The organism is Cyclobacterium xiamenense (assembly GCF_042140265.1).
Classification (GTDB): Bacteria; Bacteroidota; Bacteroidia; order Cytophagales; family Cyclobacteriaceae; genus Cyclobacterium; species Cyclobacterium xiamenense_A.
This window is the reverse complement of sequence record NZ_CP159481.1, coordinates 21795-48022: the sequence shown is the minus strand read 5'-3', so window position 1 is coordinate 48022 and position 26228 is coordinate 21795. Positions and strand designations below refer to the sequence as shown.

The window sequence follows — 26228 nt, the reverse complement described above, 5'->3', positions numbered from 1 at the left end:
CATGGGAATTCAGGCAGTCGGAATGGATGCATCCGAACTGGATTCCAATGATATCAACTAATCAAATAAGGAAGGATTGAACAAGGACTGGGATGTCCCGGGGAAGGAGTGGAGGTATGTAGACCTCCAGGGTGTCAATACCTGGCAGTTCCGTATCGGCGGTAAGGTAGGAAACAAGCAGGGAAAGAACGGCAACGAGCTCAAAATGGGTTTCCTGAAAAGCAGGTGCTTTGCTTAACTCGTCTTGTCCGTGCAGAATTCGTTGCTCGTCCTCGCAGCAATCGTCTTTGGTGCTTTTGTCCGGCTCGGCCGCATGACAGGACTTGCGGTGCATGTCGCAGGCGGGTGCATCCGTCAGAATACGTACGCTTTCCAGCTCTCCCATGCAAAGGTGCAGGTTGACCGCAAAACTCATGGAACTGAGTACGATCAGCAGGGAAAGGATAAGGGACGCTATGTGTTTCAAGACCTTCATGTTACTTCCCGACCATCAAGGCTACGCTCTGTCGATTTTCGGGTGAATAATCACGGTTGGTAGCAAATATACCGCTATTTTGTTCCAAAAAGTTACGTAATTTTTTCAAATTGTTATAACGATAGCGATTATTTTGAAAAATGCTGAGGGCAGTGAGCGGTAGAAGGCGAGTGATATGCAGGTACTTCTATATTGTCTACACAACCAGAATTTTTCACGATGCAATCAGGTTTATAAGTCCCCAAACACCTCATCCAGATCCAGTTCAAATCCGGGAAGCGTCTGAGACCTAACCCGATCCCCAAAAGTAAATAGCCGTGAGGGCTGGTATTTTCCGAATTTCAGGGTATAGATCAGCAAGGTACGTTCGTCGGGATGGACCAGCCAGTATTCCTTCACACCGGAGGCTTCGTACACCTCATATTTCAATTGTACTTCTTTTTTATTATTTCCCGGAGAGAGGATCTCCACGATCAGGTCCGGGGCACCCACGCAGCCCAGCTCGTCCAGCTTCTCGGGGTCGCAGACCACAGAGAGGTCCGGCTGCACTACGGTATCGATTTTTTCAGGGTCTCTGGAGGAAACGGGCAATCGAACATCAAAGGGAGCCACGTACACTTTGCAGGTCTTTCCTTTCAGGAATTCATACAGTTTATTAGAAAGTACCATGGAAATTTCCTGATGCAACCTTCTGGGTGCCGCGGCTTGGCGGAATACCTTTCCCCGAATCAACTCCACCATCTCGTCCAACTGCCAGGAAAGGTAATCGGCATAGGAGTAGTGACCATAACCGGCAATGGGTTCTTTGCCTTTATCTTGGGGCTTTTCCATGATTGATGGATCTATTTCTAAAGATAAAAAGAATTGAGCAATTCCGCCAGAGGTACAAAACTGATAATCCGGACGCGGAATTGTAACCACCGAACAGCCCGTTTGGTCCCTGGCATGCTTATTCGTGTAGCGTTTTGCAGGCTTTTTTCGTCTTAAAATTAAGAAGACGAGAGCATTAGGAAAGCGAAAATTTAAACTACATATTTAAATATATTTTATACGAAGTTGGGTTTTAATTAAAATGATCAGAATGGAGGTAATCACTGTTATTTTTAGCAAGTGGATGCTGCTAGTGGGGATTATTCTCACATTTCATTCCTGTGTCAATCGGGAAGAGGAGCCTCCTGAAATGGAAATACCCGTAGACACGTATTGGATGTATTCAAGCAATTGTTTGAGGGAGAATTTTGAAATGAATTTTTTGAATCAGCAATCCCTCCGGATCACTGGCATGGAAGGTTTTGAGGTGCTGGTTTCCTGTTCTGTTGAACTTCCTGAGATAGATTTTAATAAATTTTTCCTTTTGGTTACCAGGGTTGAAACAATGCAAATTCCCAACTTTAGGGACCAGGGCTTGTATATAGAAAATGAAACTGAACTTGTATATAAAATAAAAATTGATCTTTCTGACTTTCAATCTATTGGTATTATTTATTGTTTCGGTGTTATTCCCATTGATTTTTCTCAGGATGAGATCAAGGTTCAGGTTTTCGAAAATTAGACTTTTCAAGATCAAGCCAAATGCAGTTTTTACAGGCAATTGGTTGATTTGGGTAGGAATGGTATTTCTTATTCCTTTTCTTGGCGGATGCCAGGACAATGATGAAACACCCGTTTATCAGGCCGAAGGGTACCTGATCGGGCACCACCCCTGCGTTCGGGATGCTACTGTAATGACAAGTAAAGGAGAAGGCAAAGGCTACCTGGTGGCAACCATAGGTGCTAACTCCGATACCTTGATGTTGTTTGGGGTACCCACCGACATGTTTGCTATTACCCAGGAATGGCACAGTTTTCTGCCAGATGAGCGTCGTGATAGGTTCAAAATGAGATTTTCCTATCAGAAATCTCAGGAAAACATTGGTTCACGATACCATTGTTTTGGTTATTTTCCAGGGCGTATATTGCGCTATCTGGATTCAGAATATATAGTCTTGAAGGCAGAAAAAATCCATTGAGCTCGGATCGAAGACCTGAATAGGTCACCTGTAAGCATGAATTTTTGCTACAGGGTGGATCAGCTTGTAATGAATTGCCTACTTCGGATTAAACACCCCATTAATCTCAGCGATGGAAATCCCCAATAATTGGCGGGCGATTTCATCCAGACTGCTTTTCTCTCCCGTAAAGTGGTAGACTCGGTGGAAATGATCCATGCTTTCTCCCGGAGAAAGAAAGGCTGCCGGAGAAACGCTCTCCAATTCATAAAACGGCCCCATCTGGCTGCCATCCGCCAATGGCCCGTCGTTGTAGGCGTTGACGGCATCGCCTTTAAAAGGATCGGCTACGGTGTTCCATTCCTGATTCAGGTAGGGCGATTCCGAGGCGATATCGAAGGTAGTCACCGTCAATACCTTCTGGAGGGGATCGTAGCTGGCGGCCATGGGAAGGGCTCTCTCAGGAGAAACTCCCACCTTCCCTCTGCTTTGCCCATCGGCTTTTAAGAACAGGTAGTTGTCCGTAATGGCGATTCTTTCCTGCGGAATCGCTCCGAAATAGTTGGTGGTGAGGCCTTCGTTTGTTTCGCTTGGTTGGAGTGGAAGCACGATGGTGGTTTCGGGGCTGGGTTTGAACATGTCCAACACCCAGAGGCAGGGAGCTCCGGTTTCTCGAGTCCATGGAATATCTCCGGTATTCTGAATGGAATTGAGGGTTTCGTACCCTACCATCTTGATGGAGGAGACATCGGCTGTCAATCCGGTGTTTGCTAAAATTCCTTCTGTTTCCAGAAGTGTAATGGTCCGTTGTATTTTTAAGTAAAACTCCGTTCCCTGATAGTTGGTAATGGATGTGGATTTGGCCATGGTGACTTCCTTCGGACCCGCTTCGATTTTTTCCCAAGCTTCGTTGTCGATGGCTGCAGGAGTATGCCAGTTGTCAAATTCCATTGCAGTACCTGGTTCAAAAAACAGGGAGAAGGAATTTCCTTCCGGTCCCAGCCATAGCCGGCTTTCTCCTCCATAGGCATTCATGTGCTCGTCCAGAGGGCCATCAAAAGCCTCGTAGTTGATCCAGCCAAAACTTTCTCCATCGTCGCCTGCTGCGGTGGAGGTGAACACCTTGCCTTGGTATTTGGGGGAGACCAGGACTTTGGCCTGATTGTCTTCTGTACTCAGCTCGATAAGCTGCGGATCGTATTTTTCCAAAAACGTTTTATCCTGCAAAAAATGAGTTGGTACATCTTCTAAGGTTTGATTATCTTTTTCGCGTTCTGAGCAGGAATAGGCAAGGACTAAAATGCTGATAAAGGCAAAAATAAGGGGGGATTTGTTCATTTCGTGTGGATTTTTATTTTTTACCCTCTACTTCAATAATGATTTCGGGTGCATAAAAATCACCCGATTCGGACAGGTAAGAGATAGTTTTGTCATCTAAAGATGACAAGAATAACCAATAATTGTCAATAATTGGCGACAAATATACTATAAGATTACCTGTCCTTAGGATCAGGGTGCTCCCATTTATTATAATTGAATAAAACTGTCTAACCTGAACTTACAACTCCCCAAATACCTCATCCAGATCCAATTCAAAACCAGGAAGCGCCAGGGATCTTACCCAATCCCCAAAAGTAAACAGCCGGGAGGGGCGGTATTTCCCGGATTCCAGGGTATAGATCAGCAGGGTGCGCTCATCGGGATGTACCAGCCAGTATTCCTTCACACCGGAGGTTTCGTACACTTCGTATTTCAGTTGAATCTCTTTCTTGTTATTTCCGGGAGAGAGGCTCTCCACGATCAGGTCCGGTGCACCCACACAGCCCAGCTCATCCAGTTTCTCCGGATCACAGACCACACAAAGGTCCGGCTGCACCACGGTATCGATTTTGTCAGGGTCCCTGGAGGAAACGGGTAAACGCACATCAAAAGGAGCAGAAAATACTTCGCAGCTTTTTCCCTGAAGGAAATTAGAAATGGGGTTAAAGATTTTCCCGGAGATTCGTTGATGAATAAGCCTGGGCGCTGCTGCCTGTCGGAACACCTTTCCCCTGATCAACTCCACCATTTCGTCCAGCTGCCAGGAAAGGTAATCGGCATAAGAATGGTGTCCATATGCGGAAAAGGGTTCTTTGACTTTATCTTGGGGCTTTTCCATGATTTGTGCTGAGAATCTGATGGATAGTAGAAATAACACGATTTGGGCAAATCCGCCAAAATTGCAAACCCTTTATAACCGGTTCGAACGTATACAATTACCCATTCCAAATGGGGACAAGGCGCCTGTCCCGAACAGATTCGAGAGGAATTTTTTCTAGTATTTTCAATTTAGAAATTTATTGACACCTACGTAAAAAGATTTCTCGCTTAGGCAGCGAAAGATGCGTATCTGCCTGGTCCCTGATCTGTTTTATTTGGGGACGGTTTAAAGAAAGCTACTGTCTACCAGCAAAAACGTAGTTGCATGATTCACATAGAGGACTTCACTCAGAAATACGATCCCTAATAAAATCTGAGTACCTTCTTAAACTCAGCAGATAAAACCTGTCAGGTTTCACCTGTTCCAAACTTGATTTTGGTTGAATCGAAACAAAAACCTGACAGGTTTGGGGTTTAGGCATTTCAAAAGAAAAGATTTTTTTGTTGTCGTCGGCTCCAAATCAACCCATCGTGCCTTCGACAGGCTCAGGCACCCTGGACTCCGTATTAAATCCCCACCGGTTCCTAATGGTAATCTGTAATTGCCAAGTTAAGGCTGTGCAGGGGACAAAGGGTAATAAGTTAAACCCGGTGCAATTTATACGGATACACCCCATCCGCATTCCACTGACAGACATACAGGTTTTTGTCCCGGTCCAGGCAGACATCGTGGCAATGCCGGAATACCGGTTGTTCCTGTAGCATAAGTTTCAATTTCCCATTTTCATATTGTGGCTCCGTACCTCCCGGATTGGAGATTACACGGTTTTCCTTGTCCAGAATGGTCACGAAGCCCCTGTTCAGTTGCATGGTATAATTGCCCTCCGTCATGCCAAAACAAACCCCGGAATAGATGTTTTCACCATCCACTACCGGCCGGCTGACAAAGGCACCCGGCATATAGTATTCTTCAATGTACTCACCATCAAGTGTAAACCGTTTGAAGGAATTTTTGATGCGGGCGGTACAAAGCAGGGTAGGGTTGTCGGCATCCCTGTAGTCCAGGGCTACCCCATGGGCCTGTTTGAATTTATTGGGTTGCAGGAAGCTGTCCCCGCCAAATTTTCTAATGAATTGACCTTTGGCATCGTATTGCAATATAAACTGCGAGCCGTAGCCGTCTGCCACATATATATCCCCCTTGGGCCCGATGGCGGTCTCGGTCGGCCTGTACGCGGATGTTTCATCGTAAGCGCCCAGTTTGGCCGGATGTTCCAATTCCAAAAGGATTTTTCCATCCATGCTGCACTTGACCACCCTTCCCAAACCCGGGTCGGTAATATACAGGTATTGGGCATCTCCCTCATCATGGATGCTCAGACCATGGGCACCCGGAAAGGAAAGGGTCCAGGAGCCCAGCAACTTGCCGGAAGTATCGTAAATAATGACATTGTTTTGGGGATGGTCGGTCAGCATCAGGAGTCTTCCCTTGTTGTCCATCACCATTTCATGGCAGTTTTTGACGGGGTGTTTTTTCGGGTCCAGGTCCCCCCAGCCTTTCTCTACCCGGTACCTGAAATCCCCATGACCCAGGATGGTTTCCTCCAGCTTTGGGGCAGCGGGTTTGATGTGAAAAGCGGATAAGCCGGAAACGGACAGTGCGCCTCCAGTCAAAATTGTGTTTTTCAAGAATTTTCTTCTTTCATTCATGTCCATTACCCGTTTGGGGATTATCTCAGGCCAAAAGGTCCTTTACCACCTGCCCATGTACATCGGTCAGCCGGAAACGCCTGCCCTGGTGTTTGAAGGTAAGTTTCTCGTGGTCAATCCCCATCAGGTGTAGCAAGGTGGCTTGAAAATCATGTACGTGAACGGGATTTTGGGCCACGTTATAGCTGAATTCGTCTGTTTCCCCATAGACCATGCCTTTTTTCACCCCGGCTCCTGCCATCCACATGGTGAAGCATCCCGGATGGTGGTCCCGTCCGTAATTGTCGGCCGTCAGTCTGCCCTGCGAAAAACTGGTGCGACCAAACTCTCCTCCCCAGACCACCAGGGTATCTTCCAGCAGCCCCCGTTGTTTCAGATCCTGGATGAGTCCGGCTGTTGCCTGATCGGTGCTGAGGGCCTGTCTTTTGATGCCTTTTGGTAAACTGCCGTGCTGATCCCAGCCCATGTGGTACAGCTGGATGAATTTTACGTCCCGTTCGGCCAGCCGCCTGGCCTGAAGGCAATTGGACGCATAGGTTCCCGGGATTTTAGCATCTTCTCCGTACAGTTCGTAGATGTAATCCGGTTCGTTGGAGGTGTCCACCGCATCCGGAACCGAATTCTGCATTTTGTAAGCCATTTCGTACTGGCTGATTTTGGATTGGATCTCCGGGTCCTGCCAGAGATCGTATTGCTGCTCGTTTAACTGCCGTATATGGTCCAGGGCCCTTCTCCGGTCATGATCGTGTACGCCGTGGGGATTGTTGAGGTACAGCACCGGATCTTTACCCGAGCGGAACTGTATGCCCTGGTGGTGGGAGGGAAGAAAGCCATTGCTCCACGCGTTGGAATTCAGGGGTTGGGCCCCCGAGCTTTTGGATAGCAATACCACAAAATTGGGTAGGTTTTCGTTGTCGCTGCCCAGCCCGTAGCTCAGCCAGGAACCGATGGAAGGCCTGCCGCTCAGCTGAGAGCCTGTCTGCATAAACATCACGGCAGGTTCGTGATTGATCGCTTCGGTGATCATGGATTTGACAATGCAGAGTTCGTCCACAACCTGCGCGGTATAAGGAAACAAGTCGCTCACCCAGGCACCGGATTGGCCATATTGTTTGAAATCGTAGATGGACTTCACCAGGGGAAAGGTGGATTGATCCGCTACCATCCCCGAATTTCGCTGGGTGCCCTGTACGGAAGGCGGAATCTCCTTACCGTGCCATTTGGCCAGGGAAGGTTTGTAATCAAAGGTTTCTATCTGCGAGGGTCCACCGGACTGAAACAGGTAGATTACCCGCTTTGCTTTGGCGGGAAAATGGGTACCGGCCAGGATACCTCCCGGCCCTGATGGACCCGGGCTGCTGGCCCAGGAACCCGTTTGACCAAGTAGACTGGAAAGGGCGATGGAGCCAAATCCAAGTGAGGCTTTTTTCAGAAATCCTCGTCTGCTTTCTCCAAATTCGGTAGGATCGTATCGACTCATTTTTTTTCTGTTTATCTGATGGTGTATCCGTCACTGGTGTTCATGATGCCATTGATCACAGTAGCCAGTGCAGCGACCTGAACGGGATCCAGGTCGGTGTCAGGGGGATTGCTCCCGGTGCTCAAATAGGCCAGCGCTTCCTTTTTATTCTGGGAAAACCTCTCGGTCTCCTCGGTATAAAATTGCTGTAAAATCTGTTTTTCTTTGGGGTCCGGTAGCCTACCGGTACTCAATTGGAAGGCGTTTTCCAGGCGCTGTTCCGGCTCGTATTTTTCAATCAGTTTTTCCGCCGTTACCCGCGCTGCTTCCACGAACTGAGGATCGTTCAGCAGCACCAATGCCTGAAGGGGGGTGCTGGTCTGGGTTCGCTTTACCGTGCACTCTGCCCGGTCGCCTACGTCAAATATCATCATGGAAGGAGGACCGGAGGTACGTTTCCAGATGGTGTAGAGACTTCTTCTGTAGAGGCCATCTCCCGGCTCCTGCAGGTAGCGGTAACGCCAGGATTTGGTGCTGATTTCATCCCAAAGGCCTTCGGGTTGGTAGGGATAGGCACTTTCACCTCCGATTTTTGGAACGAGAAGCCCACTTATCGCCAGGGCATTGTCCCGGACCATTTCCGCAGTCATGCGAAAACTGGGGCCGCGGGCCAGTAACACGTTTTCGGGATCTATCTCCTGCAGCTCCGGACGGGTCTTGGACGATTGCCGGTAGGTAGCGGACAGGACGATCTGTTTGTGCATTTTTTTGATGTCCCAGCCGGATTCGCGGAAGGTTACTGCCAGCCAGTCCAGCAACTCGGGATGACTGGGCAGGCTACCCTGACTGCCAAAATCATCCGAGGTTTTTACCAGGCCATTTCCGAAATGCATCTGCCAGAGGCGGTTCACAAATACCCGGGCGGTCAGCGGGTTCTCTGGATCGACCAGCCACTGCGCCAGGCCCAGCCGGTTTTGCGGAAACCGGGTGCTTTCGCGGGGTAGGACAGCCTCGGGCACGTTGGGGTAGACCTGTTCGGTGGGAGCGCTGTAGAGGCCCCGGTCCAGGATAAAGGTAGGTCTGGGTTCGGGCAGATCGCCCATCACCATGATTTCCGGGATGTCGTTCGTGTGTTGCGCCCGTTGTTTCCGGAACTCCCGCACCGATTTCTCCAGTCTTTTAGCCTGCTCGTTGACCGATTTAAATACGTGCTCGCGGACGAGCTTCCGCTCTCCGGCATTCTGCGGGCTTTCGATCAGGCTTTTTGCTTTCTCCGGATCGTTGGCAAATTGGACCTCCAGGGCAGTCAGTTCCCGGTTGTAAATCTTCAACTCATCCAGGCCGCCATTGAGGAAGGTTTTCATCTTGTCCCGCACGCCCAGAACAAATCCCCTGAATCCATAGGTGTGGATATCCGGCTCGAACAGAATGGACTTGTAAATGTGATCCGCTTCCACCTCTACCGGGACTTTTTCCCCATTCAGGTATATGCCGATGCCGGCAGCCTTTCCCCTGCCATCGTAGGTGATGCTGATATTGGACCAGTCTCCTACCGGGAGAGGATCCCGCGTTTTTACCTGTAGGGCATTCGTAGGCCAGCTGTAAGCCATGATAAAATTGAGCTTGTTGTCTTCCAGAAATAACGAGTAACCTTTTAATCCAAGCCGGATATCCTCGCAGTGGGTAAACAATACGGCCTCTTTGTACAGGGTATCGGGGAAAACGGAGAGGGATACAGAAAAGGGATCCGTTTGGTCGAACCAGCCTACTTTTTCGGGAAGGGAAAGCGTGGTAAAATCATTGATAAAAACGCCCTTTCCGTGTACTCCCTCAGCAATGTCGGGCTCCCGTATGAGCGCTGGACCGGAGTTTCCGGACCAGCCGGGATTTTTAAAGGACTTCCCATCCGGTTGCGGCGTTAATTTATCAAAATCGTAGGAGGCAACCAACCCCTGGGTTTGCAGCTGCTTGAGACCGGCATGCAGGGATTCGGGATTGGGCAGCGCGGTATCCGTATCCGTTTCAGCCAATTCCTGCAACTCGGATTCCTTTGTACGAATTTGGTCGTCCAGGTAGTCTAAAAGTTTATCCTGCTCCTCATTGGTCAGTAAAAGGGAAGGACCGGGTACCTGTCCCGGGCCGTACACGGCGGTTCCCAATTCGTTGGTGCTATTGAAGTAGGCAGAAAACTCGTAGTAATCTTTCTGGCTGATGGGGTCGTACTTGTGGTCGTGGCAGCGGGCGCACTCCATGCTTAGTCCGAGGATGGCTTTTCCCACCGTATTGGTGCGGTCAGCCACGTACTCGGCCCGGTACTCTTCAAAAACAATACCTGCTTCCGAGTTCCGTTTATGCAGCCGGTTAAAGGCCGTAGCGAGTACGCTTTCCTGACTGGGATTGTCGATCAGGTCTCCGGCAATTTGCCAGGTGATAAACTGATCGTAGGGCATGTTTTGGTTAAAGGCTTCGATCACCCAATCCCGGTAAGGACTGAAATCCCGGTGTTTGTCGTCCAGATAGCCGTCAGAATCGGCGTAGCGGGCCACATCCATCCAGTCGGCTGCCATGCGTTCTCCGTATGCAGGGGAGGCGAGTAGCCGGTCCACCAGTTTTTCGTAGGCATCTTCGGAAGTATCCGAAACAAATTCCCGAATTTCTTCCAGGCTGGGAGGAAGACCGGTCAGGTCAAAGCTCAGACGGCGGATCAGCATCTCCTTGCTTGCTTCCGGAGCAGCTTGCAGCCCAGCGCTCTGAAGCTTTTCGGCAACAAACGCGTCGATTTCATTCCGAACCCAACCTTTTGTTTCCGGACTGGGTAGCTTTGTTTCCTGCGGAGGAATAAAGGACCAGTGGGGTTTGTATTCGGCTCCCTGTTCAATCCATTTGGTAAGAATGGCGATCTCCTCCGTGCTGAGGCTGAGATTGGATTCCGGGGGAGGCATGAGTAATTCCTTGTCTTCGGACAGAATGCGGTTTATCAGTTCACTTTTGCCGGGTTTACCGGGAACAATGGCATGATTTCCGGTATTGCTTTTCAGGGCAGCGAAGGCATATTCCTCCCGATCCAGCCGAAGATCCGCTTCCTGATTCGCCGCATCCGGACCGTGGCAGGCAAAGCACTTGTCGGAGAGGATGGGCTTCACGTGGTAATTGAAATCGATGGCCTCAGGGAGCTCTTTGTACGCCGTCTGAATCTTCTCCGGCGTTTCCCATCCACATCCGACCCATCCCAGCGATAAGGTCACGAGTGGCACTATAAATTGGAAGCGGAGACGTTTCATGGCTATCAGGAATTTGTATCTGTTCAATTACTTTGGGACGTTTTCCAAATATACCTGGAAAAATCCGGGGAATACAAGGCAAAAAACCGTTTTGTTAACTGTTAAAGATATTGATTATCTTTAAGAAATGAAAGAAAGTTACGGGATGGACCGGTCTGTTTTTCTGGAACTTACAGAAAAAATTATCAATAGCAAGGGGTTTGGGAGGTCGACCACCTATGCCAATCTGTTGCGGTTTCTGGTGCATTGTTCACTGGATGAGGATGTGCCCAAAGAGACGATCATTGCCGCAGAAGTGTTTGGAAAACCCGATTTCGACCCCTCAGAAAGTACGCTGATACGGGTATACGTGTACAAGTTGCGGGAAAAGCTACGGAAGTACTACGCAACAGAGGGAAGCGCGGACCCGTACCGCTTGCGCATACCCAAGGGGAGCTACGGTATTGTGTTTGAAAAAACGAACCAGGCCTCCGGTGTTTTTCGATTGCTTCAGAAAAGAAGCCTTCGAACCGGTCTTGTGGCTGGGTTAATCGTTTCCCTGTTCCTACTGGCTTGGTTTCAGATAGGCCAGGGTAGGGATCGCTCGCTCCGAGAAAGTGCCTGGTCGGACGTATTTTCGAACGGATTTCCTACCGCCGTATTTCTGGGAGATTTGTTTATCTACCTGGAGGAGGATAGTGTTACCGGTTTGAGTCGGACGATCCGGGATCCCGATATAAACAGCAGGGCGGATTTTGAAGCTTTCCGAATGCATGATTCGCGCGAAGGAGTGACCACTGGTGAACTATCCTATGGCTTACTCGTTCGGGGCAGCCTGCAGTGGATCAAGGATCTTACCCGCATGTTTGATGCAGCCGGGCATTTTTTTTCCATCCGGACCATTTCCCGATTCAATCCGAAGGAATTGCAGGATCAGAATTTTGTGGTGGTGGGGATGATCAAAACCTTGGGCTTGTTCAAAGATTATTTTACCTATTCAAATTTCGCCTACGATGAGCTGGGGGAGGCATTGATCCTGAAAGGGCGGGAGGCTGGCGAAAGGCAGGTTTTTTCTCCTACCGGTGATCCGGATGGGTATCATACCGATTATGGCTTCATGGCCAAATTTCCGGGCCCCAACCAAAATACCGTCTACCTTTTCTGTGGTCTTTGGGATACCGGCGCCACGCAGAGTCTTAAAAACTTCACGGATTCCTCGCTGCGGCTATCTATCGAAAAGGAAATCGCCGCCAGACTGGGCGAGGTGCCTGCGTATTTCGAAGTGCTTTTTGAAGTTTCCGGCATTGACCGCACCGAGCTGAGCACCAAACTGATTCGTGTATTTCCACTGGAGGAGCAGGCTTCGTTTTGGGCGGATCCGGATAATGAAATGCTAAATCCCTGAGGCCTTTGAGAACCTTACAGATCGATTCAGATAGGCTCCTTCCCGTCGATCCTCCTTTCGAAAATTCAGCGGTTGTAACCGCTGATTCGTCTCTTTTACCAGGAAATATCCATCCGGACAAAACCCATTTCATCTTCAATATTTTCGAAGAACCAAAGCTTACCGTCTTTGGCAAAGTGAAAAGGAGGATAGCCAGGCATTATTGCGGGTAATTGCCCTTCACGAATCGGATTAAAATCCTCATCCAAGACGGTGAGGTAGACAGCTGAGCCACTTGGCTCCCGCATCAGGCGGCCTTCCGGAATGGGTGCTGTGTCGTCGTATGTCATGCGAAAAGAAATCCGGTAAAACACTCGCTTCTGCTCGTCCCATACCGGTCCCATGTAATTGATATCTGACTGGATTTTTTGGTGCGCATTTCTCATTTCGGCCTGGCTACTGACTTCAGCGGGGTATTCCCCGCTTTTTCCCGGTGGTAGAAATTCGCTGGTATAGCGGACCAATCGGAACTCGCTGGCATCCGGTTCCCATACGTACAGGTCATGGCTCACACCGGTGCCAAAAATAAGCTTTCCATTCTCTACCGTCCCATACCGACGGGTGCCCAGGCCCATCATCATTTCCCCGTCATTGAGCATGATTTCAAATTTGGCTGCTTTTTCAATTTCAGGTGCAGCAAAGCTGGTCACCCGGTTTTCTTCCCGATCAATGAGTATCAGTTTTGCCGTTTTCTTTTCCCAATTGGTCACCATGCCAGCAAAGTGCTGCCCTTCATCACCGATGCTCAACGGGACTTGAATGTAATCGCCTTCTTCCAATTCTCCCAAACTCTCTGCCAATTTACCCAGATCAAACTGCTCCAGTTTTTTACCCTGATCGTTCACGATATTGTCCTGTCCGTAGCTGCGAAATAAAAACCGATCCTCGCCAATCATCACCAGGTTGTGGAAGTTGGCTCCCAGTCCGTTTGGCCCCTCTTTATCCAAGGTAATTTTGCGGACGAATTTTAACGCGTCCAGATCAATCTTTTCGATGCTGTATTCCTGGTAATTGAAGTTATAGAGGTATTTTTTGTCCGGACTCAATTTAGCCGGACCTAATTGCCAATTTAAAAAGAGGATCTCTTCTCCCGGATGGATCATGACCGTGTCCAGTAGGAGATCAAACTCCTCGCCAGCCCCAGATTTATTGTCGGTCGGTTGGCAGGCGGCCAGTGTCACAAGTAAGGCGACCATTATTGAGTTTTTCATAGGAAGGATAGTTTCAGACTAAAAAATTAGCAGAAAAAAGAAATATTTCCTAAGAAATTAAGAGAAATTAAGAGAAATTTTCAACGTTCCTGGCTGAAGGTAAGCAGCAAGTTGTTGTCTTCGTCCCGAAATTCCAGCACATCGTTTTCCAGATGGTAGTGCCGTACCTGCTCCAGGTAGGTGAAAAACAAATTCTCCGCTTGCATGACTTCCTGGCAATATTTTTGGGTCCTACCGACCTTCCCAAGTTCCAATTGGTTTCCTGTTTTTAAGTCGTAAACGCCGAAAAAGTTATTGCAGCCGCCAAAGCCATGCAGGCGGCTGCTCTCTTCTTCCAGGAAAACAAAGATCTCGCCTGGATTCCAGTCTTCGTCTGGAAACTTATTCATGGTCCTGAGTACCCACCTGGCATTCAATAGGGGATGGTCGGTTTTGGCGACAACCTTTTTCAACACGTAATTGGCTTCCAGGTCTCCCCGAATTCGGTTACCATCCCGGTCCAGGTGAAAAAGTTGATTTTCTCCGACCAGGTATTGATTGGGCGCGTCTTCGATCCCGCTGAGTGAGATGGTATTTCCTGCCTGGTTCCAGGAAAAGCTACCTTCCTGCCGGAATTCCCGGTCACTTTTCCCCAGGTAGCGATACACTTTCACAAATTTCCCATCCCGGGAAAGGCTGATGGAGGTGGCAATCCCTTCGCAATCCGCGCAGGGAAGCGTCCCTTCGTAGCTGCCTTCCCAATCCAGGGAGTTGGCGCTGGTATCACCGGTGACCGGAGCCTGCTGGGGTTTACACCCGGCTACCCAGCCCAGGCCGATCACGAAAAGGAAAAAGAAGAAGAATTTCATTGGTTTATCGGTGTCTGTTTGGAAGTTACCTGGTTGCCAGGCCGGCAGGGATTCTCACAGGGTCTGCCCGGGCCCAAAGCAACCGGTGTCATCCCTGCATCTCTCCTGTGTCGATGCTGGCATACCTGCACGAGGGGCTGAGCGGACGAGAGGGCCTGCCTACATCCCCGTTACCTGACAACTAAAGTAACGAATTCGTTGCTAATTTGGGGCAATTCGCTGAAAAAAAGTGTCGCTTGGATCTGGCCTTTGGTTGGATTACCGCTCCAGTCCCCGGGTTTTGTTAAGTAAGTCCCACAAGGCGATCCCGATGGATACCGAGATATTTAAGGAATGTTTCGTGCCCAACTGGGGAATTTCCAGTACCTCGTCCGCCTGGTCCACTACCTCCTGTTCCACGCCAAACACCTCGTTCCCAAAAACCAAGGCATGGGCCTGATCGGGCTTGGGTTGGAAGCGGTGCAAGGGGGTGCTGTGAGCGGCCTGTTCAAGTACGCAGATCCGGTAGCCGGATTTCCGGAGTTTTCGGATCAGTTCCAGCGTATCTTCCCAGTAATCCCAGGACACCGATTCGGTGGCTCCGAGAGCCGTTTTGTGTATATCCCGGTGGGGGGGCGTGCCGGTGATGCCACAAAGATAAATTTTTTCTACCAGGAAGGCATCGGCCGTGCGAAAGGCCGAACCGACGTTGTTCAGGCTGCGGACATTGTCCAGCACGAGTACCACGGGGTTTTTATCGGCTTCCTTGAATGCCTCTACGGATAAGCGTTCCAACTCATCCATGCTTCTTTTTTTCATATTCCGGTGAGATTTGGTCTGCAAAGGTAGCGCATATCACAATCAGTAGAAAGTCCTTATTTCGAATCGGTATTTTTGTTTGTGGGAAGGATGAAGTAAATTCAGGGTTTATTTCAAAACGTTACCCCGCATGGCGAAAGCAGCAGTGAAGGAAACCCCTTTGATGAAACAATACAATGCCATCAAGGCAAAGCATCCCGGAGCGATTTTGCTATTTCGGGTAGGGGATTTTTACGAAACCTTTGGCGAAGATGCGATCAAGGCAAGCAAGATTCTGGATATAGTGCTAACCAAACGGGCAAATGGCGCCGCGTCGCACATTGAATTGGCGGGATTTCCGCACCATTCCCTGGATGCCTATCTGCCCAAATTGGTGCGGGCCGGCAATCGGGTGGCCATTTGCGATCAACTCGAAGATCCCCGGGAGGTAAAGGGCATTGTCAAGCGTGGGGTGACGGAGTTGGTGACGCCTGGATTGGCTTATAACGATAACGTGCTGGATAAGCGCCGGAATAATTTTTTGGCCAGTATCCATTTTGGCGGAGAACGGCTGGGGATTGCCTTTCTGGACCTTTCTACGGGCGAATTCATGTGTGCCGAGGGCAACCAATCCTATATCGAAAAGCTCTTGCAAAGCTTTAATCCCTCGGAGGTCATCCATTCCAAGGCAGCGCGAACCCAGGCGGGCACGCTGTTGAAAAACGACTTCACCACCTTTCATTGTGAGGATTGGGTGTACCAGCAGGATTATACCTACGAGAAACTCGTCCGGCACTTTGGAACCAACAACCTCAAGGGATTTGGTATCGAAAACCAGGTGTTGGGGACCATTGCAGCGGGGGCCGTTCTCTATTACCTGGAGGAGACCGAACACAAAGAAGTGAAGCACATTGCCTCCATATCGCGTATAGCGGAAGAAAAATACGTTTGGTTGGACAAATTCACCATACGCAACCTGGAGCTCATTTATCCCCAACAGGAAGGAGGGGTGCCGCTCATACAGATCTTGGACAAAACCCAGACCCCCATGGGTAGCCGAATGTTGAAACAGTGGATGGTCTTGCCGCTCAAGGAAAAGCAACCCATTGAAGAAAGGCAGCAGGTGGTGCGGTTTTTTTTCCAGAAACCGGAACTACGAGCGGAGTTGTTTTCCCACCTAAAGCAGATCGGGGACCTGGAGCGCCTGATTTCAAAAGTGGCGGTGGGTCGCATCAATCCCCGGGAAATGAATCACCTGCGCAAGGCATTGAAAAGTACCCTGCCCATCAAAACCCTTCTTTCCAACCAGGAAAACGGCGCCTTGAAAAAACTATCGGACCGACTCACCACCTGCAGCTACTTGCTCGAGAAAATCGAGCGGGAACTGATGGAGGATGCTCCCATGCTGACTCATCAGGGCGGAATCATCAAGAACGGTGTCGACCCGGATCTGGATGAATACCGCAAGCTGGCTACGTCCGGTAAGGATTATCTCGTGCAAATTCAGCAGCGGGAAGTCAAGCGGACGGGCATTTCTTCCCTGAAAGTGGCTTTCAACAAGGTATTTGGCTATTACCTGGAGGTAAGCAATACACACAAGGACAAAGTACCGCCGGAGTGGATTCGCAAGCAAACGCTGGTCAATGCGGAGCGATACATCACCGAAGAGCTCAAAACCTACGAAGAAAAGATCCTGCATGCGGAGGAGCGACTATTGATTCTGGAGCAAAAGTATTTTCAGCTGCTGGTGCAGGATGCAGGCGACTACGTGGTTCAGATACAACAGAATGCACGGGTGCTCGCCTCCCTGGATTGCCTGTTGAGTTTTGCGGAAGTGGCCAGCGAGAATGCCTACTGTGCCCCAAAAATTACCGATTCGGATTCCATCGAAATTCGGGACGGCAGGCACCCGGTGATCGAAAAGCAGCTGGGGATTGGGGAGGATTACGTGCCCAACGATACCTTTCTGGACCATTCTACCCAGCAGGTGATCATCATTACCGGACCAAACATGGCGGGAAAATCGGCTTTGCTGCGGCAGACTGCCTTGATCGTATTGATGGCGCAAATGGGTAGTTTCGTGCCAGCCTCTTTTGCCCGGATCGGGATTGTAGACAAGGTATTTACGCGGGTGGGTGCTTCGGATAACCTGTCCAAGGGCGAGTTCGACCTTTATGGTGGAAATGACCGAGACGGCCAGTATACTAAATAACCTGTCGGACCGTAGCCTGGTACTCATGGATGAGATCGGACGGGGGACTTCCACCTATGATGGTATCTCTATCGCCTGGTCCATCGTAGAATACTTGCACAACCATCCCAAATGCCGGGCCAAGACACTTTTTGCGACGCATTATCACGAGCTGAACCAACTCGCCACTGATTTTCCCAAAGTTAAGAATTTCAACGTTTCCGTGAAGGAGGTAGGAAACAAGGTCATCTTTATGAGAAAGCTGGAAAAAGGGGGCAGCGAGCACAGTTTTGGTATCCATGTGGCGCAGATGGCCGGCATGCCCAATCCGGTGGTATTGCGGGCGGCTGAGATCATGAAATACCTGGAAAAGGATAAGAAAATGCAGCAACACCGGGACAATATCCGGGACATGCCCAAAAATAATTACCAGTTAAGCCTGTTCGAGATGGACCCCAAATTCAAGGAGGCAAGGGAGCTCCTGGATGCCCTGGACATCAACACCATTTCTCCGGTGGAGGCCTTGTTGAAATTGAATGAAGTGAAGAAAATGCTGGAATGAATGTACCTGCTTTACTTTCAGCGGAGTAGGAACGGGCCTGCAAAAAATTGCCTGGGACTGTTGGAGATTCAAAATTATGGCGTAAATTTGTGTCCACATTCATGGAAAGCGGTTGCTTTTCTGAAGGTACAGTAATCAGCGAAAGTAGCTCAGTTGGTAGAGCACGACCTTGCCAAGGTCGGGGTCGCGAGTTCGAATCTCGTCTTTCGCTCCAAGAAAAGCCCTGATCAAGGGCTTTCTTCTTTTGCGGGTTCTGGTACCGGTAAAATCCCGGATTTTACCTACCTTTGATTTGATAAAATGCCGGGATGGTGGAATAGGTAGACACGCAAGACTTAAAATCTTGTGGCCATTAGGCCGTGCGGGTTCGATTCCCGCTCCTGGTACAATTTTTGGCAAAATCGGCCAATACGTCGCGCAAACGGGGATTTTTGTTTCACAAAAATTCCAAACGCTATGCCTATACAGGTTATTAAGGCTACTTTTGCGAGTACCGTTCCGCAAATCCGTCACACGTCAATTGGTGTCATGAGAGCCTCTGTCTCATGTAGAATTCGCCATGATCGGCCTACGGAAGATGGATTGGCTTCGGTGTTTCTGCTCGTGATTATTAACAGAAGAAAGACCACCGTTCCGTTAAAAATTTCCTGGCCAATAAAATTTTTCGATAATAAAGCAGGGGTATTCTTATCCCGGACAAAGAGGGACCAGCTGGCAAATGATTACAATCTCCTCGTGAATAAGGAAATTGCTAAAATCAATGATATTTTAATGTTTTACCGGCACTCAGACATGGAGCTCACTATTGAGCAGTTTCATAAAGACCTGAAGCGGTATGGCGCAAGGAAGGATTTCATTGTCTGGGCAGAAAATGATATTGAGGATCGGTTCAATGCGTTTATGATTGAAAAGCAAACGTATAAAAACGAGCTTTCGGGACTAAGGAAAATAAAATCGTTCAAATCCGAGATACCGTTTTCTGAAATTAACAAGGAATTTTTGGAAACCTTTAAAGCCTGGTTGATTAAACACGAAGGACTCAAGCTCTCATCCACCTGGAGAATTCTGAAAACGATAACGACATATGTAAGAAGAGCCTATGCAGCTGGGATTTCTGTGAATATTGATTCAATAGGCCAATTTTCAATGCCCAAGTATCCTGGGCGAAAGGTTTATTTGAAGCCGGAGGAGATTGAGAAACTCAAAATTTACTTTAACGAAGATCACATCCCAGAACACCATAAACGGGTGCTTTGCCATTTTCTATTTTCATGTATCTCTGGTCTACGATTTTCTGATATTAAACGGGCAAAGTGGTCAGATATTCATGATGATTTGCTAATTATCGTTCCCTATAAAACTCGGAAGACGGAAAAAACGATTAAAATCCCACTTGGGGATGAACATTTCACCTATATCCTAACCGAAAAAGGGCATTTATTTGAGACTGTGAGCGATCAGGTTACCAATCGTACTCTCAAAGAAATTGCCGCTGGTGCTGGAATCCGAAAGAACTTAACTACGCATGTGGCCAGGCATACGTTTGCTACTCAATTTCTTCGAAAAGGTGGCCACGTTGAAGTATTGCAAAAGCTCATGGGGCATGAAAAAATAGCTACAACGCTGGAATACACCCACGTCGACGACGAGAGACTGCGAGAAGAAATGAAGTACCTGGTAGGGTAAACAACCAGATCAGATATTTTGCAAATCGTAGATTTCCTGCATGTTTACCAGGAGAGCGCTGTACACTTTTTCGGCCAGGGTTTCGCCTGGGAAGGCGGCGGCCGGTAGGCTTTGCCAGTACTGCAGCTGCGTGATGGCTCCCTCCGGGTAGTCTCCGTTTTCGTCCGGCTGGACCAATTCGCCGGTTTCTGGCAAAACCCTGGATCCACGGGTGCTGCTGGACCACAAGCGGGTTCGGAATAGTTCCATATCGTTCCTTTTCTGATTGTCCGATAAGTTGGGATCATTGGCGATCACCTCCAGTAAGGGTTGATCAAAGTCCCCTTCGGCGTCTTTGGTCCAGAACTCGATGCGGATGTGGGCACGCATTTCCAAGTCTGCGTCGATCTCTAATTTGTGATGCACCAGCTTAATCAGGTAGTCCGAATGCCGGTGCTGGATTTTGAAAGGATGTGCCAATTGGTTCATAGTCCCGGATGGTATAGTGATTTACGATTTTTGATGATGTTGCCCCTGGTTGCCAGAAGCCGGTCTGGGAAGAAAAATAACTCATGGATTTTACCCCGGTACACTTCCCCGGTCACCGCTCTTGCGCCGAGCTGATTAAACCGCCAGCTGGGCGTAGTTAGTACCGAAAAGTAACTAACGGGTCCTTCCATGTATTCATCGAATATTACGGCTTGCTCATTGATGGTATCGATCTCAAATCCAATAATCTTTTTTGCTGAAATCGAATTAAAGGAAGCACCTGGCGAAGCAATACCCGCCAAATCAAGTTGGTGGGCAGAGGAAGACCGGAACTGGGTATTCTCTGATCGATTGCTAAAAATCTGTTGCAACGAAGCGGTATCGATCCGATCGATAACCGCCATACACAAGCTGCCATTTGCCGTAATTGTCTCCACCATGCTCTCGAAGATCATTCGGCGGTTGGCAGTCCCTTCAAAGTCTACCGCTGGCAAGCCCTCCAATCCGGTCACAAAGCCGTCGTTCCAAATCAACGGTTCCTGTACAGCTGCAGGAGCTACCGCATGGTTCGTGCCGGCCTGGTTGTAAAACGTATGCAGCCTGCCCTGGCCGGTGCCCAAAAATGCCACCAACTCTGCCTCGCTTACCATTCCGCCTCCGTCAAAACCGATATCAAGCAGGGCCGCATCTGAAACCCTGCGGACCTTCCAACAAGCACCGGTATACTCCGGGCGGATCAGAAAGGGAGATAATACCACCGATGCATTTTCAAAGAAAAAGCGGGGATTCTGGATGGTGCTGGGAAAAAACTGATTTACGGTCCTCATAGCGTGTTCTGAGTAATCGTGTAGTTGACCGCTACCACATCCCCGGATGGGTTCTTATCGATAACAAACAGGTACAGATTATCCTCAGATGGTTTGTACTCTCCCGATAGGAGTCTTTTCGTGACTCCCCCAGGGACCGAAATGGCTGGCTCTGCACTGTCGTTATGAAGCAGCTTGACCATGACGCTATCGTCTGCATAAGCCGTAGCAATGGTGAGATTTCCCGTCACCGGTGTTCCATCCAGTCCGAAGGCTCTTGGCTTATCGAATCTGAGTGTATTACCTGTCGTGGGAATATAGCTGCGACCGTTCCAGCTTGGCCAATTGTCGCCCGCAGGTAAAAGTCCGTAGGCTTGCCCCGCCTTCAGACTATCCTGGTTTACCGTATTGGTCTTAGGTCCGGAATAGCTAAAGGTAAGCGTCTGATAAAACGCGGTTTTCTTGACATAGATGGCAGCCGTGGTTGTGTTGACCTGGACCAATACGAAATCACCTGATATCGGACTTATATCCAGCGTCTGAACATTGACACGGTCTGGATCCACCTGGCTGTTTGCCCCACCCGTTACAAAATCCACCATCAGAAATCCATTTAGCGGACGCTGCCGGTTGGAACTGTAGTCGGAGGCCCAACCGATGTATGCAATTTTGAAATCGTAGTAGGTATTTGGCTGCAGGGTCTGCCGCCAGATTTCTGCGTATTGCTCGTATTTACCGGCCTCGTTTTTGGTTTGGGGGTCGTCCGGATTTTGTGGGGTGATGATGTTCTCCCCGGTATTTAGTCGCAACACCTGGTGCAGGAGCATTTCGCCGGCTGGTGCATTCGGGATCACCGGATCAGTGGTCGCAATCCCAGCCAAATACCCAACGGTATTGGAGGATTGGGTATAGATGATATCAAATCTATCCTCCGGAGCGGATGGCGTGCCCACCAGCGCGACCGGGCCGGTATATTCATAGGTTACCCCACCTTTGACCCAGGAAGCACCATACACATAGCCATTGGTGCTGTTATTGACCTCAAAAAAACCCGGATCAATGATCCGGTCTCCGGAGGGGATCTCCAATTCATTTCGCAGGTAGTCCAAGATCGTATGGAAAGTCAGCCCTTTCCAGGCCTGTTCTCCCGCTACCTGCACCGGGAAAATGGCATCGGTGGGATCTTCCAACTCCGGAAAGGTCCACAGCCGAGGAGCCAGGTAGTACGGCTCCTGGTCCGGGCCAATGATCACCAAGATATCCAGCGGTTCGTCGGAGATCCAGTCCAGGTACTCCACCTGCCGGGTAAAGACAAACTGAAAATCGAAGGCAATCAGGTCGTACCGGGCCGCCTCAAACTGTGGCTCCCTGGTCAGGATCCGCCGGAGCTCCGCTCCGAGTACCAGGTACTTTTGCAAGCTGCTGAAGAAATCCTGCGACCAGAACAACTGCCGGCGGGAGCGAAAAAACCCGGTATTCTTTTCATATGCCTTATCCGGGTTGATGTCGTACTCGAGTTCGAATTCGTCAAAAAAGATTCCGGTATCAAACTGCTGCTTATTGAGCAGTGTCTTTTGACCGGTGAATCGAATGGTGTCGATTCCTCCCAGGGTATTTTCAAAAACAAAAAGGTCGTCAAACTCGAATACCTGATCGGTCAGCACGTACCGCTGCCGCCAGGTATTCTCCCCATCGTCTCCATTTTGGATCCAAACATCGAAATAAATGGGTTGCTGTGCGAATAAGCTATGGATGTGCTCAAAGGTGACATTGACCGTATACAAGTGACCTGCCGGCAACAGGTAGGCATCCGCAGTACTATCGGAGCCATCCTCAAAATAGGCTTTGACCTTGACCGTCACCTGCTCCTGGGCATAGTAGCCCAGGTACTCCGGATCCCGGTACTTGACCTGCTTTACCTGGGGCTGCCAGGTCAGCCAGTTGAGGGTGAGGAAATCGGATGTAGTGAATTCCTTTCGGTCTACGCCGCCCTTAACCATCCGGAAATCAATCTCCTCAGTTCCCAGCAGGCAGTCAACATCCTTTGCCCCTTGGTCCTGTGTAAACAAGTTTGCGTCCGGCACCTGCAGAGAAAGCTGCTCTTCGAGGAGCGCCCGCAGCGGAACGATGATCTTGCCATCGGCATCCGCGGTGTAGTATTCCTCCAGGAGCAAATCTCCCCCTATGGTGATGGAGAAATCATGCCCGGCATCCTCGGTCGTGACAATGATATCGGGAAGATTGCCGGCAAAGCAAAGTGCAGGCGGTGCCTGTAGAACGGTGATGGCCATTTAGAATAGGTTGAGTTTCGAAAACAAACGCAGACCGGTAACCAGCAGGAGAATTCCCAGGGCAACACCGATCCAAACAAAGAAGTTGGGGGACCGGCTGACGTCTTTTTCCCGTTCACGAACCGAGAGGCTTCCCTTCTGGTCTTCGGTGGTAGCTAATTTGGAACGGCCCCGGTCGCTTGCTTTCTGATCTAGCCGCCGGGTTTCACTGCGCTGGGTGGTGTCCCGATGATGGATCCTAATCTGAGATGCTTCGCCCTCAAAGCTGCCATCCGGTGAAATTCGGATAGCTCCCCGGGGGATAACTTCAATGTACGATCCAGATCTTGTCCTGGTAAGGACTGACTCATCAAGGGAAATTGCTTTTTCAAGGTCTTTTTCATGGCTTTGAACGGTTTCATAGTGAACACTCAGCTCCTGATCAGCGCGCTTGCTGTGGATATTCTTTTGTGTATTGCAGCTGAGGAGCAGGAGTAAAAGAAAGAGGAATGGTCTCATGAGCGAATCACGATTTCGTGTCTTGGTTTGATTGACCATCCTTAAAGCTTTTAAAATCGCCGGTTTCGTCGAATCCCTTTAGCCTGGCAAGGATAAAATGAGGCACCAGCTTTTTGGATACCTTTCCGGCATTGTCAAGCACCGAAATGGCTTCTTTGATGATGATGGCCACGTAGATCAGCAGCTTCATGTAATCGCCGCCCGGGATGGTATCGCCGGAGACCGTGAAGTTTTCCAGCACGTGGCCGACAATCAGGCAGGAGCTGTACACGGTGATCTTGATCAGGATATCGCCAAAGCGATCCTTGTCTATCTCCCGGCGACTGATTGCCAGGCCAAAGCCAAGCGCCGTATCTAGCGCAATCAGGACCACCAGCCATTTGAGGTAATCGAAATCGTTAAAAATGTAGGTCTGAAAAAACATAAGAACCGGAGTCAGTAGCAATGCCCACTTGCTCTTATCAAAAATATCTGTGATAATTTCGGTCGATCGGTGGAGCAAGTGCGCATTCATGAGGCTGTGGGATTTGATAGCGTCTGCCATGTATGTCAACTAATTTTTACCCAAATTACCTGACATTCCCGACCGGGAAAAGGACAGCTATAGGTCCGCCTGTACCAAATCCACCTGGGCAGGCTCAATCTTTTTTTGCCGGACGGTGATATTGATGCGCTCTATGAAAAAGTTCATCCCCCGCAGGTACACTTTTCGGCTCAGATCCATGTTTTTCAGATCCAGGGCGCTAAGCAAAAACAGGCCTCGTATGAAGCGTTTTTTTGCGCCGATGTAATCCCGGTAGTCGCTGTGAAAATTGGCAAGCAACCCGTCCGGACCCTCCCACTCCAGGGAAAGGTCTCCCAGGCGGTTGCCGTGGGCGTCGTAGTTATGCGGGGTCATGAGAGGATAGAGATTTGGCGAGCTCTGAGAATCAGAGAGCGTACTGAAGCTTTCCCGGGCTCCATGAAACAAACCGATCTGCGGACGCTCGGGCCTCGTCAACCGGTTTCCGCGAAACTCCGGAACGTACCAGCTGCCCAGCTCTATGCCGCTGCTATTGCTATCCTCGTGCCAGTACTCATGAATGCCCATCCGAACTGGCTCCAGATTTGGTTTCATATCGAATCCGCCCTGATCCTCACTGGGGGCAGCACCGAGGCTGCTTCCCTTCAGCTCAAAAAGAAAACGCTGAGGATCGGCCGGATCGGCCTTTTCGCGCAGGCGTTTGGTCCATAGTTCTTTGGTATCATGCACGTAGACGTCAATTTCCCCTTCCGAGGGAACCTGGTAATTGAAAAGATCCAGCACCGAGTCCACTTCCACCCCGTCAAATTCCTCGATTGCTGGCGCCGCCTGTCCATACCCGTAGGCGTAACTTTGCCCTTCCCGCTGGCTAATCGCAAGCCGGTTGATCCGTTTTCCGTCCCAATTGGCCCGCCTGGTATCGGCCAGTATATCGGCATTGGTGCGAATACTGAAACCATTCCCCGACGGGAACATGGTGGCAGCAACCAATTTCAATAATTCACGAACCAGCTCATTCGCCGGCAGGCTGGGAAGAAAGGAATTCAGGTAGAAGAAATTGTCCGGGGCTTCGCCTCCGGAGCTGTAGCCATCGAGCAGGATTCCCCTCCGGATGGAAAGCAGGGATTCGTTGTACCGGGGATGGTAGGTACTGGATAGGACTATCTTTTGCAGCTCCCCACTGGCAAAGGGATTGACATCCAACCTGCCATCAAAAAACGCTTCGAAAATGTATCGGGCCCGTGGAAAGGGAAATACGACCGTATGAACCGGCGAGCTAGACCCGAATAATACGTACTGCTCATCCCGGGCGTTGAAAAAATTGATGTACTGCTTCAGTGAAGCAAAATTTCCAGCACTCTTCGGGATTTCGTTGGGATCATTCAGGTACGGCCAGGGCACGTCCGCAACCCGCATCACCGGTGCGCAAAAATCGGAATTGTTGAATAATGTTGGCTGGATCAACTCCCGGTATGCAGAAGCCCAATAATCCGGGCTAAACAGGTTGTTGGAGCTTGTGTCTGTACCAAATCCGTAATAGGTCATCGGCAGCTGGAATAGAGGGGAGCGCATGCCATCAGTGACCACGGAGCCCCGAAAAAAGCACTTGATTTCCCGCTCAAACTCCTGCACGACCAGGACACCGGAAAGTATCCGGACCGTACCAAAATAGATCTCGAAACCGTCGTATTCTTTGAAGGAGTTGAAGCTATTCATCCGGTCCGGCCGATTGAACAGCTTCAGGTTATGATTCGTGGCCGGAAGGGAGAAGTTCAGGGAATGATTGGAAGGAATCCGATCGTTGAAAAAGAAAGGATTCTCGTAGATCAGGTTCAGGGAAATGTCCGGAGGGTAATTAACCGGTGCTCCCTTCAGCAGCATTTTGAGCATGG

General features: G+C 49.6%; 20 protein-coding genes, 2 tRNA genes and 1 pseudogene. 7 read left to right on the top strand and 16 right to left on the bottom strand.

From position 1 onward, the window contains the following. Nucleotides 1-61 precede the first annotated feature (61 nt). Complete coding sequence (locus ABWH99_RS00230; protein WP_375584306.1) at nucleotides 62-466, bottom strand: hypothetical protein; 405 nt, start codon at nucleotides 464-466, stop codon at nucleotides 62-64. Nucleotides 467-706: 240 nt separating this feature from the next. Further along, complete coding sequence (locus tag ABWH99_RS00225; protein WP_375584305.1) at nucleotides 707-1306, bottom strand: Uma2 family endonuclease; 600 nt, start codon at nucleotides 1304-1306, stop codon at nucleotides 707-709. 421 nt (nucleotides 1307-1727) lie between these two features. On the opposite strand from ABWH99_RS00225, the gene ABWH99_RS00220 reads away from it, so the two are divergent. Beyond that, a complete protein-coding gene (locus ABWH99_RS00220; RefSeq protein WP_375584304.1) occupies nucleotides 1728-2027 on the top strand; it encodes a hypothetical protein in 300 nt (99 codons plus the stop codon). Between the two features lie 58 nt (nucleotides 2028-2085). Continuing rightward, complete coding sequence (locus tag ABWH99_RS00215; RefSeq protein WP_375584303.1) at nucleotides 2086-2484, top strand: hypothetical protein; 399 nt, start codon at nucleotides 2086-2088, stop codon at nucleotides 2482-2484. A gap of 78 nt (nucleotides 2485-2562) precedes the next feature. Here the strand turns inward: ABWH99_RS00215 and ABWH99_RS00210 are convergent, their stop codons facing one another. The 5 genes from ABWH99_RS00210 to ABWH99_RS00190 form a co-directional block, all read right to left on the bottom strand. Then, entirely contained in the window at nucleotides 2563-3801 is a 1239-nt protein-coding gene (locus ABWH99_RS00210; RefSeq protein ID WP_375584302.1) for a DUF6786 family protein, read from the bottom strand. A gap of 220 nt (nucleotides 3802-4021) precedes the next feature. Continuing rightward, entirely contained in the window at nucleotides 4022-4621 is a 600-nt protein-coding gene (locus tag ABWH99_RS00205) for a Uma2 family endonuclease (RefSeq protein WP_375584301.1), read from the bottom strand. A 623-nt stretch (nucleotides 4622-5244) separates the two neighbouring features. Further along, a complete protein-coding gene (locus ABWH99_RS00200) occupies nucleotides 5245-6312 on the bottom strand; it encodes a 6-bladed beta-propeller (protein ID WP_375584300.1) in 1068 nt (355 codons plus the stop codon). Between the two features lie 25 nt (nucleotides 6313-6337). Next, entirely contained in the window at nucleotides 6338-7792 is a 1455-nt protein-coding gene (locus ABWH99_RS00195) for a DUF1501 domain-containing protein (RefSeq protein ID WP_375584299.1), read from the bottom strand. Between the two features lie 11 nt (nucleotides 7793-7803). Then, the gene (locus tag ABWH99_RS00190; protein WP_375584298.1) at nucleotides 7804-11052 is read right to left on the bottom strand and encodes a DUF1553 domain-containing protein; all 3249 of its coding nucleotides are present in this window, start codon (nucleotides 11050-11052) and stop codon (nucleotides 7804-7806) included. A 127-nt stretch (nucleotides 11053-11179) separates the two neighbouring features. Between ABWH99_RS00190 and ABWH99_RS00185 the strand changes: the two genes are divergently transcribed. Beyond that, nucleotides 11180-12436, top strand: coding sequence for a hypothetical protein (locus ABWH99_RS00185; protein WP_375584297.1), 1257 nt, complete (start codon nucleotides 11180-11182; stop codon nucleotides 12434-12436). A gap of 95 nt (nucleotides 12437-12531) precedes the next feature. Here the strand turns inward: ABWH99_RS00185 and ABWH99_RS00180 are convergent, their stop codons facing one another. From ABWH99_RS00180 to ABWH99_RS00170, 3 genes are all read right to left on the bottom strand, one after another. Next, entirely contained in the window at nucleotides 12532-13686 is a 1155-nt protein-coding gene (locus tag ABWH99_RS00180) for a DUF4221 family protein (RefSeq protein ID WP_375584296.1), read from the bottom strand. A gap of 80 nt (nucleotides 13687-13766) precedes the next feature. Further along, nucleotides 13767-14534 carry a copper resistance protein NlpE N-terminal domain-containing protein gene (locus tag ABWH99_RS00175; protein ID WP_375584295.1) on the bottom strand — a complete coding sequence of 256 codons (768 nt, stop codon included), beginning with the start codon at nucleotides 14532-14534 and terminating at the stop codon, nucleotides 13767-13769. 258 nt (nucleotides 14535-14792) lie between these two features. Next, on the bottom strand, nucleotides 14793-15332 hold the full coding sequence (locus ABWH99_RS00170; protein ID WP_375584294.1) for an RNA methyltransferase: 540 nt from the start codon (nucleotides 15330-15332) through the stop codon (nucleotides 14793-14795). A 130-nt stretch (nucleotides 15333-15462) separates the two neighbouring features. Here ABWH99_RS00170 and mutS point away from each other — a divergent pair. The 4 genes and pseudogenes from mutS to ABWH99_RS00150 all read left to right on the top strand — a co-directional run bounded on the left by mutS (nucleotide 15463) and on the right by ABWH99_RS00150 (nucleotide 19750). Beyond that, nucleotides 15463-18064 (top strand): annotated as a pseudogene (gene mutS, locus ABWH99_RS00165) (DNA mismatch repair protein MutS). Between the two features lie 138 nt (nucleotides 18065-18202). Next, nucleotides 18203-18278: transfer RNA gene (locus ABWH99_RS00160), tRNA-Gly, on the top strand. Between the two features lie 88 nt (nucleotides 18279-18366). After that, nucleotides 18367-18450, top strand: a tRNA-Leu gene (locus tag ABWH99_RS00155). Between the two features lie 70 nt (nucleotides 18451-18520). Further along, nucleotides 18521-19750, top strand: a complete 1230-nt coding sequence (locus ABWH99_RS00150) for a tyrosine-type recombinase/integrase (protein ID WP_375584293.1) — start codon at nucleotides 18521-18523, stop codon at nucleotides 19748-19750. Nucleotides 19751-19759: 9 nt separating this feature from the next. Here ABWH99_RS00150 and ABWH99_RS00145 read toward each other — a convergent pair whose 3' ends face one another. The 6 genes from ABWH99_RS00145 to ABWH99_RS00120 are packed head-to-tail and all read right to left on the bottom strand — an operon-like array spanning nucleotide 19760 to nucleotide 26226. Beyond that, nucleotides 19760-20218: a hypothetical protein gene (locus tag ABWH99_RS00145; protein WP_375584292.1), complete on the bottom strand. Its 459-nt coding sequence runs from the start codon at nucleotides 20216-20218 to the stop codon at nucleotides 19760-19762. Beyond that, nucleotides 20215-21045, bottom strand: coding sequence for a hypothetical protein (locus tag ABWH99_RS00140; protein WP_375584291.1), 831 nt, complete (start codon nucleotides 21043-21045; stop codon nucleotides 20215-20217). The genes ABWH99_RS00145 and ABWH99_RS00140 overlap by 4 nt, the downstream gene beginning before the upstream one ends. After that, on the bottom strand, nucleotides 21042-23315 hold the full coding sequence (locus tag ABWH99_RS00135; protein WP_375584290.1) for a hypothetical protein: 2274 nt from the start codon (nucleotides 23313-23315) through the stop codon (nucleotides 21042-21044). Before ABWH99_RS00135 ends, ABWH99_RS00140 begins: the two co-directional genes overlap by 4 nt. Continuing rightward, a complete protein-coding gene (locus ABWH99_RS00130) occupies nucleotides 23316-23813 on the bottom strand; it encodes a hypothetical protein (protein ID WP_375584289.1) in 498 nt (165 codons plus the stop codon). 7 nt (nucleotides 23814-23820) lie between these two features. Then, nucleotides 23821-24357, bottom strand: a complete 537-nt coding sequence (locus ABWH99_RS00125) for a phage holin family protein (RefSeq protein WP_375584288.1) — start codon at nucleotides 24355-24357, stop codon at nucleotides 23821-23823. 57 nt (nucleotides 24358-24414) lie between these two features. Beyond that, nucleotides 24415-26226 (bottom strand): hypothetical protein, encoded by a 1812-nt coding sequence (locus ABWH99_RS00120; protein ID WP_375584287.1) that lies wholly within the window; start codon nucleotides 26224-26226, stop codon nucleotides 24415-24417. Between the last annotated feature and the right edge of the window lie 2 nt (nucleotides 26227-26228).

What these genes read in the sequence shown, in the direction of transcription:
- ABWH99_RS00225 (WP_375584305.1), bottom strand. Translation starts at nt 1,306, where the DNA reads ATGGAAAAGCCCCAAGATAAAGGCAAAGAACCCATTGCCGGTTATGGT.
- ABWH99_RS00215 (WP_375584303.1), top strand. Translation starts at nt 2,086, where the DNA reads ATGGTATTTCTTATTCCTTTTCTTGGCGGATGCCAGGACAATGATGAA.
- ABWH99_RS00210 (WP_375584302.1), bottom strand. Translation starts at nt 3,801, where the DNA reads ATGAACAAATCCCCCCTTATTTTTGCCTTTATCAGCATTTTAGTCCTT.
- ABWH99_RS00205 (WP_375584301.1), bottom strand. Translation starts at nt 4,621, where the DNA reads ATGGAAAAGCCCCAAGATAAAGTCAAAGAACCCTTTTCCGCATATGGA.
- ABWH99_RS00200 (WP_375584300.1), bottom strand. Translation starts at nt 6,312, where the DNA reads ATGAATGAAAGAAGAAAATTCTTGAAAAACACAATTTTGACTGGAGGC.
- ABWH99_RS00195 (WP_375584299.1), bottom strand. Translation starts at nt 7,792, where the DNA reads ATGAGTCGATACGATCCTACCGAATTTGGAGAAAGCAGACGAGGATTT.
- ABWH99_RS00190 (WP_375584298.1), bottom strand. Translation starts at nt 11,052, where the DNA reads ATGAAACGTCTCCGCTTCCAATTTATAGTGCCACTCGTGACCTTATCG.
- ABWH99_RS00185 (WP_375584297.1), top strand. Translation starts at nt 11,180, where the DNA reads ATGAAAGAAAGTTACGGGATGGACCGGTCTGTTTTTCTGGAACTTACA.
- ABWH99_RS00180 (WP_375584296.1), bottom strand. Translation starts at nt 13,686, where the DNA reads ATGAAAAACTCAATAATGGTCGCCTTACTTGTGACACTGGCCGCCTGC.
- ABWH99_RS00175 (WP_375584295.1), bottom strand. Translation starts at nt 14,534, where the DNA reads ATGAAATTCTTCTTCTTTTTCCTTTTCGTGATCGGCCTGGGCTGGGTA.
- ABWH99_RS00170 (WP_375584294.1), bottom strand. Translation starts at nt 15,332, where the DNA reads ATGAAAAAAAGAAGCATGGATGAGTTGGAACGCTTATCCGTAGAGGCA.
- ABWH99_RS00150 (WP_375584293.1), top strand. Translation starts at nt 18,521, where the DNA reads ATGCCTATACAGGTTATTAAGGCTACTTTTGCGAGTACCGTTCCGCAA.
- ABWH99_RS00145 (WP_375584292.1), bottom strand. Translation starts at nt 20,218, where the DNA reads ATGAACCAATTGGCACATCCTTTCAAAATCCAGCACCGGCATTCGGAC.
- ABWH99_RS00140 (WP_375584291.1), bottom strand. Translation starts at nt 21,045, where the DNA reads ATGAGGACCGTAAATCAGTTTTTTCCCAGCACCATCCAGAATCCCCGC.
- ABWH99_RS00135 (WP_375584290.1), bottom strand. Translation starts at nt 23,315, where the DNA reads ATGGCCATCACCGTTCTACAGGCACCGCCTGCACTTTGCTTTGCCGGC.
- ABWH99_RS00130 (WP_375584289.1), bottom strand. Translation starts at nt 23,813, where the DNA reads ATGAGACCATTCCTCTTTCTTTTACTCCTGCTCCTCAGCTGCAATACA.
- ABWH99_RS00125 (WP_375584288.1), bottom strand. Translation starts at nt 24,357, where the DNA reads ATGGCAGACGCTATCAAATCCCACAGCCTCATGAATGCGCACTTGCTC.
- ABWH99_RS00120 (WP_375584287.1), bottom strand. Translation starts at nt 26,226, where the DNA reads ATGCTCAAAATGCTGCTGAAGGGAGCACCGGTTAATTACCCTCCGGAC.